Below are 13,490 nucleotides of genomic sequence, written 5' to 3'. Positions count from 1 at the left end.
GCGGCGCCCCGGACGCCGCTCCCGACGCCGCTCCCGGCGTCAGCCGTTGTTGCCGCCCTCCGGATTCTCCGGATCCGGCCCGCCCGAATTGCCGGGATTGCCACCAGAAGCGCCGGGATTCTCCGACTTGGTGGGCTGCGTGGGCGGGCCCTCGGACGACGTCACGTCATCCGTGGGCTTCACGTCGTCGGACGGCGTGACGTCGTCCGACGGCTTCACGTTGTCCTGCGACGGCTTGTACGTCTTGCTGGAGGTGGGCCACCGCGGGGTGTTGTGGTACGAGGGCGTGTCGTCCCGCTCCTCGTCCTGCGAGGGCTTGGTCTCGGCCGTCGGGGAGGTGGTCTCCCGCTGCGTCGGCGCGTCGGAGACCTTGGTGTCGTCCTTGGGCCCGTCCGTCTTGTCGGCGGCCTTCAGCGCGAAGGCGACGCCGGCCACGACCGCGATCACCGCGAGCGCGGCGACCAGCCACACCTTGCCGCCGCGCCGACGGCCGCCGCCCGGACGGCCGTTGTAGCCCGTGAAGCCGCCGTCGTCGGGATTCACCGGAGGCAGTATCGGGCCCTGCGACGTCTCGCCGTGGCCGTGCGCCGCGGGGTGCACGGCGGTCGCGCCGGTCATCCCGGCCATGCCGCCGGCGGTAGCGCCCTGTCCGTACGCGTCGACCGGCCCGGTGTTCCAACTGCCGCTGTGGCCGCCGGCCTGCTGGAGCATCTGGAGCGCGTACTGCACCAGTCCGCGCATCTCCTCCGAACTCTGGAACCGGTCGTCCGGGTCCTTCGCCAGGGAGCGCATCACCAGGCCGTCCAACTCCGGCGGCACCGAGTCCAGCACCTGGGACGGCGGCACCGGGGTGTCCTGGACGTGCTGGTACACCACGGAGAGCGGGGTCTCACCGGTGAACGGCGGACGCAGCGCCAGCAGTTCGTAGAGCAGACAGCCCGTCGCGTAGAGGTCGGAGCGGTGGTCCACCGCCTTGCCGAGGGCCTGCTCCGGCGACAGGTACTGCGGGGTGCCCATGACCATGCCGGTCTGCGTCATCGTCGTCGACGCGCCGTGCAGGGCGCGGGCGATGCCGAAGTCCATCACCTTGACCGCGCCGGAGTCGGTGATGATGACGTTGGCCGGCTTGATGTCGCGGTGCACGATGCCGTGCTGGTGGGAGTAGGCCAGGGCCTCCAGGACGCCGGAGACGATGATCAGCGCCTGCTCGACCGGCGGCGCCTCCGCGTTGATCAACAGATCGCGGATCGTCCGGCCGACGACCTTCTCCATCACGATGTAGGGGACGGACTGCCCGGCCACCTCGTCCTCGCCGGAGTCGTAAACCGCCACGATCGCGTGGTGGTTAAGCCCGGCGACCGACTGTGCCTCGCGGGTGAAGCGGGCCTTGGCGATCGGGTCCTCGGCGAGGTCCGCACGGAGCAGCTTGACCGCGACGTCCCGGCCCAGCCGTACGTCCTCGGCCGCGAACACCTCGGCCATGCCGCCGCGTCCGAGGCGGTAGCTCAGCCGGTAGCGGCCGTCGCCGACCAGTCCGCCGATGCCCCAGGCGTCCCCGGAGTCCGGCACGCCGCTGCCGCCTGCTTCGGGTTCGGGTGCCATCAGTCCTCGCCGTCCGTTATCCGTGGAGCTGTCGTGTCCAGTGCCAGTGCTGTCGTACTGCCTGTCGTACTGCCTGTCGTGCTGCCGTACTTGTCGCGGTGGCGGTTCCCGCCGTGCGCTCCGGGTGATTGTGAGGGGTTCGTGGGGGCTTCCGCTGAGAGGATGCGTCTGTATAACGGAGTCGCGGTGCGTTCCGTTGCCTCACGCTACAGCCTTCATACGACATGACCGCCCGGGACGGACCGGTCATCAAACCCGCTGTGAGCACGGCCACGCAAATTCCGGTGGTGTTCCTGTAACGCTTCCGGGACGCTTCCCGTGCGTACGGTCACGGAACGGGCACCCGACTTGACGCCGCGGCGCGCGGCTCGGGCAGACTGGCCGGGGCACCGGAGTACCCGCCAGGTTCACCGACGCCACAAGCACAATCGCAGTCACGGTCACAGTCACAGTCACAGTCACACGGTGACGAGCACGGGCACGGACACGGGCACCACACGCACCACAGGTCGAGCGCGGGGGAAGCAGAACCATGAGCCAGGACGGCGTGCAGGGCCGCCACGTGGGCGCTTCGATCGCAGGCGGTCGCTACGAGCTGCGCGATCTGCTCGGCGAGGGCGGCATGGCGTCCGTCTACCTCGCGTACGACACCGCGCTGGCCCGCCAGGTGGCGATCAAGACGCTGCACACCGAGCTGAGCCGCGAGCAGTCCTTCCGCGAGCGGTTCCGGCGCGAGGCGCAGGCCGTCGCCAACCTGTCCCACACCAACATCGTGTCCGTCTTCGACACCGGCGAGGACGTCCTCGGTGGTGCGCCGATGCCGTACATCGTCATGGAGTACGTCGAGGGCCAGCCCCTGGGCTCCGTGCTCCAGACGGACGTGCAGAGCCACGGCGCGATGCCCGCGGACCGGGCGCTGAAGGTCACCGCGGACGTGCTGGCCGCGCTGGAGACCAGCCACGAGGTCGGCCTCGTCCACCGGGACATCAAGCCCGGCAACGTGATGGTCACGAAGCGCGGGGTCGTCAAGGTGATGGACTTCGGCATCGCGCGGGCCGTGCAGTCGGGCGTCACCTCGATGACGCAGACCGGCATGGTGGTCGGCACCCCGCAGTACCTGTCGCCCGAGCAGGCGCTCGGGCGGGGCGTGGACGCCCGCTCCGACCTGTACTCGGTCGGGATCATGCTGTTCCAGCTGCTCACCGGGCGGTTGCCGTTCGACGCGGACTCGCCGCTGGCGATCGCGTACGCGCACGTCCAGGAGGAGCCGGTCGCGCCTTCCACGATCAACCGCTCGATCACCCCGGCGATGGACGCGCTCGTGCTGCGCGCGCTGCGGAAGAACCCGAACGAGCGCTTCCCGAGCGCGGACGCCATGCGCGCCGAGTGCCTGCGGGTGGCGAGTGCCGGTCAGGGCGCGGCGCCGATGATCGTCAGCGGGACGCCGGCGCCGTCGAACGGGTCGGGCGTGGGCTCGGCGGTGTTCCCGCCGCTGGGGCAGGGCACGGCGCAGGGAGCGGCACAGGGCACGGCGCAGGGGGCGGCGCCGCACGGCGTGCAGGCGCCGTATCAGCCGGGGCCGGCCGCGGCTCCGACTCCGGGGCCGTACGGACCCGCGACGCCGCCGCCCGCACAGGGGACGCCGCCGCCGTACGGCTATCCGCAGCCGAACGCGCAGCAGCAGCACGCGGCGCAGGGCTATCCCCATCCCCACCCCCATCCACAGACGGGGCACGGGCACCCCGGGCAGCACAGTCAGCACGGTCCCGCGCTCGGCGCGCATGGCCAGGGGATGCCCACGCCGGCGCCGTACGCCGTCCCGCAGCAGCCGCACCCCGTCGGGGGCGGCGGCCAGGGCGGGCGGGGCGGGCGGGGCAAGACCGGCGCGCTGGTCGTCATCAGCGCCATCCTCGGGCTGTTCCTGGTGATCGGCATCGTCCAGTCGTTCGTCGAACCGGACGACAAGGGCAGCACGGACGAGAAGGGCCGCGGCGACACCGGCGCGTCCGCGTCCGCGGACACCGGCACGGGCTCGGACTCGGACTCGGACTCGGGCTCGGGCTCGGACACCGTGATCCCGCCGGACCGCACGCGCAAGATCGACGCCGACAAGTGCAGCGACGCGACCGAGGACAGCGACGACCCGTCGAAGGTGTACGCGCCCGATCTGCGGTACCGGGACGTGCTCTCGGTGAAGGAGTGCCTGCGGGCCGCGGGCTGGACGTGGCGGCTCACCGAGGTCGACAACCCGCAGTACCCGAAGGACGCGGTGGTCGACCAGTTCCCGAGCCCCAACACGGCCGTCACCCCCAAGAGCCAGGAGTTCGAGCTGAGGATCTCCACGGGCAAGGCGGGCTGAGCAGGCCGTAGGGCCCTTCCTCGGCCGGGTTCCGGCCAGGTCTCGGCCAGGTCCCTGCCGTGGCCCCGCTCGCCCGCGAGTTGGGCGATTCCTCCCGAGATGCCGGAAGCACCGCGGCGTGTGAACCTGAGTCCGTGATCACGGCCGTCCGCCGCCACCGAGCGGCCCGCACGGGAGGGGCCTCACCCCGGTGATTCCCACACTCCGCAAGCGCTGCGCGATCACCGTCGGCTCGTTGGTGGTCCTGGCCTCCCCGCTCGCCCAAGCGAACGACCTCGGGCCCGGCGCCGCGGCCCCCGGCGGCCCGCCCGCCGCCGCGCCGGCCGTGGCTACCGCGCCCGCACCGGATCCCACGGCGTCCTTCGCGGGGCGGCTCGCGGGGGAGGGGCGACCCCGGCCGGGCCGCGCTCCGCACTCCGCGGGCCCCGATGAGCAGCAGCCGGTCGAGTCACAGCCCGCCGAGCCGTGGACGCCGGACCGCACCGGCGACGCTGACGCGTCCGTGTCACAGTCCCGTCCCAGTTCCCCGGACGTCGCCGGCGAGGAGGCGTACGGGGAGACGGACGGGACGGACGGGGACGGCGCCGCGGAGCCGAACACCGACACCGACGCGGGCACGGAAACGGGCGCCGGCACAGATGCGAACCGGGACGCAGACTCCGATCCGCAGCCCGAACTGACCGGCAACGCGCCCACCGCCGCCCGCCAGCGGCCGGCCCAGTCCGTGGGCACCACGGCGGACCAGCAGGTCTCCCCCGTCTCCTTGGGCGCCGGCATGGCCCTGATGGGGCTCGGCATCGGCTTCCTGGGCCTGCGGTTGAGACGGCGCTGAACGCCACGGGCCCCTCTCCGCACCCCCTCCCGCACCCCTCCCGAGTCCCTCAGAAGAGGGGCCCCTTCGGCGCGGGCTCCCCCGTACGTACTCCGCCCCTCCCCCTCGTGTCCCCCTTGAGTCGGACGCCGAAGGTCCGTCTGGCGAGGGTTGGCCGAGCGGCTCCATACCGGGTATACATACTGAGTATGTCGATCCGCCACGGGCTGCTTGCCCTGCTAGAACACGGGCCTCGGTACGGGTCTCAGCTCCGTACGGAGTTCGAGGCGCGTACCGGGGCGACCTGGCCGTTGAACGTCGGCCAGGTCTACACCACGCTCAACCGCCTCGAACGCGACGGCATGGTGACCCAGGACGGCGAGGACGAAGCGGGCCACACCCTGTACGTCATCTCCGACGCGGGCCGCAGCGAGCTGATGAACTGGTTCGAGGCGCCGGTGGACCGGACCAGTCCGCCGCGCGACGAGCTGTCCATCAAGCTGGCGATGGCGATCGGAGCACCCGGTGTCGACATCCGCGCAGTGATCCAGGCCCAGCGGCACCACACCGTGAAGGCCATGCAGGACTACACCCGCCTCAAGGCGCAGGCGCTGGCCGCGCTGGAGGGCGGGGGCTCCGGGCAGGAGCGGGACGACGTGGCCTGGCTGCTGGTCCTGGAGCAGCTGATCTTCCAGACCGAGGCCGAGGCCCGCTGGCTCGACCACTGCGAGTCACGGCTGATCCGGCTCTCCGCCACGGCCGATCGGAGAGCGCAAGCACCTGCCCAGGCCACCGCGCCCGGCCGGGCCGCCGGCCGCACCGGAGCCGGCACGCCGTCCCCGGTCAGCGGTCCCGGCGGGCCCGGTGGGCCCACCGGCCGCGCCCGCCGCGGCTGACCGCACCACCCGTCTCACGACCCGCACCACCGCGAACCGCACCACCCCGTACCGCACCACCTCGCACCGCGTAACGCACCACCCCGTACCGCGTACCGCACCACCCCGCACCACCGAACGTCCCGACCCACCCGGATCGCGGCCCTGCCCCGGTCCGTCCCGCCAGCGGCCCCGACCGTCCCGCCCGACCCGTACGGAGCACCCGTACGGGCCGCTCGGCCCGGAACCTTCCCCGTTCCCGCCGAACACGCGTCGAACCAGCCGCCCAGAACCGTCCGCTCAAGGGGGATACCCAACTCATGTCCCAAACCAGCCCTCAGCAGTCACAACAGCCACAGGGTTCACAGTCGTCACAGGGGGCACCGAGCCCGGTGCTCCAGCTCCAGCAGTTGGCCCGGGTGCACGGCAGCGGGGCCACCGAGGTGCACGCGCTGCGCGGCATCAACCTCGACGTCTTCCCCGGTGAACTCGTCGCCGTGATGGGCCCTTCCGGCTCCGGCAAGTCCACGCTGCTGACCATCGCGGGCGGCCTCGACATGCCCACCTCGGGCCGGGTGATCGTCGAGGGCACGGACATCACCACCGCCAACCGCAAGACGCTCGCCGCGCTGCGCCGCCGCAGCATCGGCTACGTCTTCCAGGACTACAACCTCATCCCCGCGCTGACCGCGGCGGAGAACATCTCCCTGCCGCGCGAACTGGACGGCGTCTCCGCCCGCAAGGCCAAGGTGGAGGCCCTGGCCGCGCTGGCGGAGATGGAGTTGGAGCACCTCGCCGACCGGTTCCCGGACGAGATGTCCGGCGGTCAGCAGCAGCGGGTGGCGATAGCCCGTGCGCTCGTCGGTGACCGGCGCCTGGTGCTCGCCGACGAACCGACCGGCGCGCTGGACTCCGAGACCGGTGAGTCCGTGCTCGCGCTGCTGCGCGCCCGCTGCAACGCCGGTGCCGCCGGCGTCCTCGTCACCCACGAGCCGCGCTTCGCAGCCTGGGCCGACCGGGTCGTCTTCCTGCGGGACGGCGCGGTCGTCGACCAGACCGTGCGCTCCGACGCCGACTCCCTCCTGACCGGCCAGGCGGCCGAGCTGTGAAGACCTGGCTCCACTCCTGGCGGGCCGCCGTGCGGATCGCCCGCCGCGACGCCTGGCGCGCCAAGGGACGAAGCTTCCTCGTCCTCGCGATGATCGCGCTGCCCATCATGGGCGTGAGCGCCGCCGACCTGACCCTGCGCAGCGCCCAACTCTCCACCACGGAGAAGATGGAGCGCCAGATGGGCGCGGCCGACGCCGTTCTCAAGGACCCCAGCATGGGCGGCGTGCCGATCCTCCAGGAACCCCTGGGCGACATGTACGACACCGCGGAGGACTACGGCGACAAGCCCTGGCCGAGCGGCAAGGGCGACGCCACCAAGGGCCTGCCCGCCGGGGCCAAGAACCTGCCGGACACCATGGGGCGGGCCAAGCTCAACACCGAGCACGGCCTGATGAACACGGAGATCCGCGAGCTGAAGTTCTCGGACCCGATGGCGAAGGGGATCGCCACCCTGGAGAAGGGCCGGTTCCCGGAGCGCGCCGAGGAAGTCGCCGCCACCACCTCCTTCCTGGACAAGAGCGGCCTCTCCGTCGGCGACAAGCTCACGGTGCGCAACTTCGACCGGGAGTACCGGATCGTCGGCGCCTACGAGCTGCCGAGCGCGCTGAAGACGGACCAGGTCAACGCCCTCCCCGGCGCCCTGCTCGCCCCGCTCAACAAGGCCCTGAAGAAGGCCGACCTGTCCGAGAGCTACCTGGAGACGACGTATCTGGTCGCCGTCGAGGGTGGTTTCACGTGGAACATGGTCAAGGAGGCCAACGCCAAGGGCGTCTTGGTCGAGTCCCGCCTGGTGGCCCTGGACGAGCCGGCGCGCTCGGAGGTCCCGTACTACAAGAAGTCCCCGTACGCCTCGTACGAGTCGAGCACCGCGGCGGACGCGGCGGCGCTCGCGTCGATCGCCACCGTCGTCGGCCTCGCCCTGCTGGAGATCTGTCTGCTCGCCGGTCCGGCCTTCGCCGTCGGCGCCCGGCGCTCGCGCCGTCAGCTCGGTCTCGTCGGTGCCAACGGCGGTGCCCGCAACCACATCAGGGCCATCGTGCTCGCCGGCGGTCTGGTGATCGGCGTGGCCGCGGCCGTGGTCGGCACCGTGCTCGGCACGATCCTCGCCGTCGTCCTCCAGCCCGTGATGGAAGGCCAGATGGGCGAGCGGTTCGGCAGCTTCGACGTCCGGCCGCTGGAGCTCCTGGGCATCGCGCTGCTCGCGGTGTTCACGGGCACCATGGCCGCGCTCGTCCCCGCGGTCACCGCCTCCCGGCAGTCCGTGCTGGCCTCGCTCACCGGGCGCCGCGGCGTCCGCAAGACGGGCCGCGTGCTGCCGATCCTCGGTTTGATCGGCGTGGCCCTCGGCTCCACGATCGCGCTCGCGGGCTCGCTGATGTTCGAGAGCTTCGCCATCGTCGGCCTCGGTGCCGCCGTCGCCGAGTTGGGCGTGGTGGCCCTCACCCCGGTGCTGGTCGGTCTGTTCGGCCGGCTCGGGCGCTTCCTGCCGCTGTCGCCGCGGCTCGCCCTGCGGGACGCGGTGCGCAACCGGGGACGTACGGCCCCGGCGGTGGCCGCGGTCCTCGCGGCGGTCGCCGGTACGGTCGCGGTCGCCACGTACGCGGCGAGCGCCGACGCCCAGCAGCGCGCGCAGTACGACGCCCAGCTGCCGAGCGGCGCGATCGCCGTCATCGACGAGGAGAACCCGCGGGACGTGCCCGCGATCCGCGACGCCGTGCACGGCGGGTTCCCGGTGGACGTCCGGGCCGACCTGTCCCGGATCGCGGTCGGCAAGGACCGCTGCACCCAGTACGGCGGTGAGGCGGGCTGCGGCCGGTACGAGATCGTCGTCCCCAAGGCCAACCAGTGCCCGCTGTTCTCCACGGGTCCGAACGAGGACCCGGCGTCCAAGTTCACGGTTGCCGAGCGGCGCAAGCTCGCCAAGGACTGGCGCTGCGCGATGAACGACGGCGGGTTCTACGGCACCGAGATCGCCGTCGCCGACGAGAAGCTGCTGGCGGTCCTCGGGATCAAGGACGAGGCGACGGTGAAGGCCCTGAAGGCCGGCAAGGTCGTGTCGTTCAGTAAGCAGAACGTCGACACCGCGGGCAAGCTCGGCATCCGCGTGATCACCGACGAGAAGGCCGCCGAGAAGGCGTGGGAGCAGGGCAAGGAGCCGCCGGGCGAGATCAAGTCCTTCGCGGTCCACCAGGCGCCCGAGTCGGTGGAGAGCTACGGCATCACGACGGTGCTGCCGCCGTCGGCCGCCACCGCCGCCGGCTTCAAGATCGTCCCCAGCGGTGCGTACTTCTCGACCGACCGGATGCCCACCAGCAAGGAGGAGCAGGGCGTCGACGACGCACTGTCCAAGATCGGCACGGACATCAACCTGCACATCGAGAAGGGGTACGAGTCCGAGGCCAGCCTCATCCTGCTGGCGCTGGCCGTCTTCGCCGGCCTGATCACCATCGGTGCCGCGGGGATCGCCACGGGCCTCGCCCAGGCGGACGCCGAGGCGGACCTGAAGACGCTGTCGGCCGTGGGCGCCCCGCCGCGGGTGCGCCGTACGCTCAGCGGGTTCCAGTGCGGGGTGGTGTCCACTATGGGCGTGGTCCTGGGGTCGGCGGCGGGCGTGGTGCCGGCGATCGGACTGCTGCTCACCGAGCGCCGCGACGAGATGAAGTGGTACCAGCAGGCCCTCGACGCCGGTTACGCCCCCGGTTCGGAGCCCTACGTACCGCTCGTCATGCCGTGGGGGACCCTGGGCGCACTGCTGATCGCGGTCCCGCTGGGCGCCGCACTGCTGGCGGCCCTGCTGACCCGCTCGCGCGGTGCGCTGGCCCGTCGCGAGGCGTCGTGACCCCGCGTCGTCACACCGCGTCGCAAGAGCGGTAGCGACGGTCACACCGCGCCGTCGGCGCGCACCCCGCCCGGCCGTCACCGCACCGGAAATCGACCACCAGCGGTTTTGTGCCCGGGTCCGTGCCCCCGGGCAGGAGTGATCACTCCTGCCCGGGGGCACACCGCGTGATGGAGCAGCCGTGCGAGAGAATGGCGGCATGGAGATGCCGAGGAATGAAAGCTCACAGGAGAATCCCCACGTTCTCGTCGTGGGGCAGGACGGCATGGCTCTCGGCGGGGGCGGCGCGGACGACGAGTCGCGCGAGATCCCGGTGACGGAGATGGTCGAGCAGCCGGCGAAGGTCATGCGCATCGGCAGCATGATCAAGCAGCTGCTGGAGGAGGTCCGCGCAGCTCCTCTCGACGAGGCGAGCCGGGTCCGCCTCAAGGAGATCCACGCCAGCTCCGTGAAGGAGCTGGAGGACGGTCTCGCGCCGGAGCTCGTGGAAGAGCTGGAGCGGCTCTCGCTGCCCTTCACGGACGAGGCGATCCCCTCCGAGGCGGAGCTCCGCATCGCCCAGGCCCAGCTGGTCGGCTGGTTGGAGGGGCTGTTCCACGGCATCCAGACCGCGCTGTTCGCCCAGCAGATGGCGGCCCGCGCGCAGCTGGAGCAGATGCGCCGCGCCCTGCCGCCCGGCGCTCCCCACGACGACCAGGCCGCCGGCGGCGCGCTTCGCTCCGGCCCGTACCTCTAAGGGATCGATCCAGGGATCCAAAGGGATCCAAAGGGAAGCCCCCGCGGGGGCTTCCCTTTGGATCGAGCCGAGGGGCCGGGGGTTGGGGGCCCGGGGTCCGGGGGCTTACTCCACCGTGAGGAGGACCTTGCCCACGGGGGCGCCGGACTCCAGCGCCTCATGGGCCAGGGAGGCGTCCGGGAGGGGGAAGGACCGGTCGATCACCGGGCGCACCCGGCCCGCCTCGACCAGGGGCCACACGTGCTCCCGGACCGCCGCGACGATCGCCGTCTTCTCCGCGAGCGGACGGCCCCGCAGCGACGTCGCCGTCACGGCGGCGCGCTTCCCCAGCAGCGTCGCGAGGTTCAACTCGCCCTTGACGCCGCCCTGGAGCCCGATCACGGACAGCCGCCCGTTGACCGCGAGCGCCCGCACGTTGCGGTCCAGGTACTTGGCGCCGACGATGTCGAGGATCACGTCGGCACCGTCCCCGTCCGTCGCCTTCCGCAGCTCCTCCACGAAGTCCTGCTGCCGGTAGTCGATCAGGATGTCCGCGCCCAACTCCGCGCAGCGCGCCAGCTTCTGGGGGCTGCCGGCCGTGACGGCGACCTTCGCGCCGACGGCCTTCGCCAGTTGGATCGCCATCGTCCCGATCCCGCTCGCCCCGCCGTGGACCAGCACGGTCTCACCCGGGCGGAGGTGGGAAATCATGAACAGGTTGGACCAGACCGTTGCGGTGACCTCCGGCAGCGCCGCGGCGTCCCGGAGCGACACGCCCTCCGGCGCGGGAAGCAGCTGCCCCGTGGGCACGACCACCCGTTCCGCGTAACCGCCGCCGGCCAACAGGGCGCACACCGGCTGGCCCACCTCCCAACCGGCGACCCCGGGCCCCAGCGCCGCGATGCGCCCGGAGCACTCCAGGCCCGGGTACTGGCTGGCGCCGGGCGGCGGGTCGTAGTGGCCCTGCCGCTGGAGCAGGTCGGCCCGGTTCACGGCGCTCGCCACGACGTCGACGAGGACTTCACCCGGGCCCGGCTCCGGGTCCGGCACGGTGGTCCATGTGAGCACGTCCGGCCCACCCGGCTGGGGGATCGTGATTGCCTTCATGACCTCACGCTATCGAGCGCCGGCCGGCCGCAGCGGACCCCGTGTTCGGTCCCGCCGGGTCGTTCGCCCGCAGTCGCTCACCCGACGTCGTTGACCAGCAGTCGCTCACCCGACGTCGTTCACCCTCAGCCACTCACCCGACGTCGTCGGGTGCGGGCTCATCCGCCCGGACGATCGTGATCACGCGGTCCGTCAACTGCAACGGGCTCGCCGCCGGATCGTCGTACCCGATCAGCCGGTGCCCCCTCAGCACGCTCACCACCAGGTCGTCGGTGTCCCGGACATTCCGCCCCACCTCGGCCTTTATCACTGGACGTTCCACCAGGTCGAGGCCGCTGCCCTGCTGGATCAGGTCCTCCATCACCGCGCCCGCACTGGGGCTGAGGACCGACAGACCGAGCAGCCGTCCCGCCGCGCTCGCGCTGGTGATCACCACGTCCGCGCCGGACTGGCGCAACAGCGGGGCGTTCTCCTCCTCCCGCACGGACGCGACGATCTTCGCCTCCGGGTTGAGCTGTCGCGCCGTCAGGGTGACCAGCACCGCCGTGTCGTCGCGCTGGGTCGCGATCACGATCTGCCGCGCCCGCTGCACCTCTGCCCGCATCAGCACGCCGCTGCGCGTCGCGTCGCCCACCACCCCGGCGAACCCCTCGGCGCCGGCCGCGTCGATGACCTTGCCGCTGGGGTCGATGACGACGATCTGCTCCTTCCGCAGCCCGGTCGCCATCAACGTGTGAATCGCGGAACGGCCCTTCGTGCCGAAGCCGACGATGATCGTGTGGTCGCGCAAGCCAAGCCTCCAACGGTCGGATCCGGCGAGACTTACCCGGAGAGATCCGCGACCATGGTCACCCATGTCCCGCGACGAGGCCAACGCCACAGGAGAGACCCGATGAAGGACGAAGACCATCCCCGCCCTGCGGCGGGAAAGTTCTCGATCCTGCGTTCCGTCTGGGCCCGCTCCCGCAAGGAGGCGAGGGACGACGCCGAAGCCGGCCGCTCCATCACCATGCCGGCACAGTCCGCCGTACCGCCGCTCCAGCAGGTGCTGCGGCGGCTCGCCATGGCCCTGCTCGTGCTGGCCGTCACCACCCTGCTGGTCTGGCTCGACCGCGACGGCTACAACGACAACGCGGACGGCAAGGTCGACTTCCTGGACGCCGCGTACTACACCACGGTCACCCTCTCGACCACGGGCTACGGCGACATCGCCCCGGTCAGCGACGGCGCCCGGCTGACGAACATCTTCATCATCACGCCGCTGCGCGTGGTGTTCCTGATCATCCTGGTCGGCACCACTCTGGAAGTCCTCACCGAGCGCACCCGTCAGCAGGTTCGGGTGCACCGCTGGCGGGCCCGGATGCAGGACCACGTGGTGGTCGTCGGCTACGGCACCAAGGGGCGGCACGCCATCAAAACCCTGGTCGGCCAGGGCATCCCCAAGGACAAGATCGTCGTGGTCGACCCGCAGCAGAAGTCCGTCGACGCGGCGAGCATGGACGGCCTGGTCGCCGTCCAGGGCGACGCCACCCGCTCCCGTACGCTCCTCAAGGCCGAACTCCAGTCGGCCGCCCGGGTCATCATCGCCCCGCAGCGGGACGACACCGCGACCCTGGTCACGCTCACCGCACGACAGCTCAACCGGCGCGCCACCATCGTCGTCGCCGTACGGGAGGACGAGAACGTCCCGCTGCTCAAGCAGAGCGGCGCGGACACCGTGGTCACCAGCTCCAGCTCGGCCGGCCGACTGCTCGGCGTCTCCACGGCCAGCCCGCACGTCGCCGACGCGCTGGAGGACCTGATGAGCCACGGCACCGGGCTGTCCCTCGCGGAGCGGTCCGTGGGCAGGGACGAGGTGGGCAGATCGCCGCGGGAGTGCGTGGACCTCGTCGTGGCCGTCGTCCGGCGCAAGAAGATGATGGACTACGCGGACCCGGAGGTCGCGCCCCTCCAGTTCGGCGATCGACTGATCACCATCAGCCGTGAGCAGACCGAGTACTGAGCCCGGCCCTGAGTTTGGTCACTGAGCTGGTCCCTGAGCTCGGTGACTGAGCGTGTTTCACGTGAAACAC

The 13,490-nt window shown here is 71.7% G+C and carries 9 protein-coding genes and 1 pseudogene; 7 read left to right on the top strand and 3 right to left on the bottom strand.

Features of this window, described 5'->3' with window-relative positions:
- Positions 1 to 39 precede the first annotated feature (39 nt).
- Positions 40 to 1,602 carry a protein kinase gene (locus ABZ842_RS25985; RefSeq protein WP_361541258.1) on the bottom strand — a complete coding sequence of 521 codons (1,563 nt, stop codon included), beginning with the start codon at positions 1,600 to 1,602 and terminating at the stop codon, positions 40 to 42.
- A 532-nt stretch (positions 1,603 to 2,134) separates the two neighbouring features.
- Here ABZ842_RS25985 and ABZ842_RS25980 point away from each other — a divergent pair.
- From ABZ842_RS25980 to ABZ842_RS25955, 6 genes are all read left to right on the top strand, one after another.
- Positions 2,135 to 3,961 (top strand): protein kinase, encoded by a 1,827-nt coding sequence (locus ABZ842_RS25980; RefSeq protein ID WP_361541255.1) that lies wholly within the window; start codon positions 2,135 to 2,137, stop codon positions 3,959 to 3,961.
- 190 nt (positions 3,962 to 4,151) lie between these two features.
- The gene (locus ABZ842_RS25975; protein ID WP_361541253.1) at positions 4,152 to 4,793 is read left to right on the top strand and encodes a hypothetical protein; all 642 of its coding nucleotides are present in this window, start codon (positions 4,152 to 4,154) and stop codon (positions 4,791 to 4,793) included.
- Positions 4,794 to 4,981: 188 nt separating this feature from the next.
- The gene (locus ABZ842_RS25970) at positions 4,982 to 5,668 is read left to right on the top strand and encodes a PadR family transcriptional regulator (RefSeq protein ID WP_361541250.1); all 687 of its coding nucleotides are present in this window, start codon (positions 4,982 to 4,984) and stop codon (positions 5,666 to 5,668) included.
- 371 nt (positions 5,669 to 6,039) lie between these two features.
- Positions 6,040 to 6,756, top strand: coding sequence for an ABC transporter ATP-binding protein (locus ABZ842_RS25965; protein ID WP_361541248.1), 717 nt, complete (start codon positions 6,040 to 6,042; stop codon positions 6,754 to 6,756).
- Entirely contained in the window at positions 6,753 to 9,596 is a 2,844-nt protein-coding gene (locus ABZ842_RS25960; RefSeq protein ID WP_361541245.1) for an ABC transporter permease, read from the top strand. The genes ABZ842_RS25965 and ABZ842_RS25960 overlap by 4 nt, the downstream gene beginning before the upstream one ends.
- A 199-nt stretch (positions 9,597 to 9,795) precedes the next feature.
- Positions 9,796 to 10,332, top strand: coding sequence for a bacterial proteasome activator family protein (locus tag ABZ842_RS25955; protein ID WP_361541242.1), 537 nt, complete (start codon positions 9,796 to 9,798; stop codon positions 10,330 to 10,332).
- Between the two features lie 105 nt (positions 10,333 to 10,437).
- Here ABZ842_RS25955 and ABZ842_RS25950 read toward each other — a convergent pair whose 3' ends face one another.
- The gene (locus ABZ842_RS25950) at positions 10,438 to 11,418 is read right to left on the bottom strand and encodes an NAD(P)H-quinone oxidoreductase (protein ID WP_361541239.1); all 981 of its coding nucleotides are present in this window, start codon (positions 11,416 to 11,418) and stop codon (positions 10,438 to 10,440) included.
- Positions 11,419 to 11,551: 133 nt separating this feature from the next.
- Positions 11,552 to 12,223: pseudogene (locus tag ABZ842_RS25945) on the bottom strand (NAD(P)-binding protein); the annotation flags it as partial.
- An 87-nt stretch (positions 12,224 to 12,310) separates the two neighbouring features.
- On the opposite strand from ABZ842_RS25945, the gene ABZ842_RS25940 reads away from it, so the two are divergent.
- Positions 12,311 to 13,420: a potassium channel family protein gene (locus ABZ842_RS25940; protein WP_361541236.1), complete on the top strand. Its 1,110-nt coding sequence runs from the start codon at positions 12,311 to 12,313 to the stop codon at positions 13,418 to 13,420.
- Positions 13,421 to 13,490 lie beyond the last annotated feature (70 nt).

Source organism: Streptomyces sp. NPDC047315 (assembly GCF_040643215.1).
Taxonomy (GTDB): Bacteria; Actinomycetota; Actinomycetes; order Streptomycetales; family Streptomycetaceae; genus Streptomyces.
This window is presented reverse-complemented; position numbering and strand designations above follow the sequence as displayed.

Bases quoted from the DNA above. Each gene is read 5' to 3' on its own strand.
- ABZ842_RS25985 (WP_361541258.1), bottom strand. From the start codon at position 1,602: ATGGCACCCGAACCCGAAGCAGGCGGCAGCGGCGTGCCGGACTCCGGG.
- ABZ842_RS25980 (WP_361541255.1), top strand. From the start codon at position 2,135: ATGAGCCAGGACGGCGTGCAGGGCCGCCACGTGGGCGCTTCGATCGCA.
- ABZ842_RS25970 (WP_361541250.1), top strand. From the start codon at position 4,982: ATGTCGATCCGCCACGGGCTGCTTGCCCTGCTAGAACACGGGCCTCGG.
- ABZ842_RS25955 (WP_361541242.1), top strand. From the start codon at position 9,796: ATGGAGATGCCGAGGAATGAAAGCTCACAGGAGAATCCCCACGTTCTC.
- ABZ842_RS25950 (WP_361541239.1), bottom strand. From the start codon at position 11,418: ATGAAGGCAATCACGATCCCCCAGCCGGGTGGGCCGGACGTGCTCACA.
- ABZ842_RS25940 (WP_361541236.1), top strand. From the start codon at position 12,311: ATGAAGGACGAAGACCATCCCCGCCCTGCGGCGGGAAAGTTCTCGATC.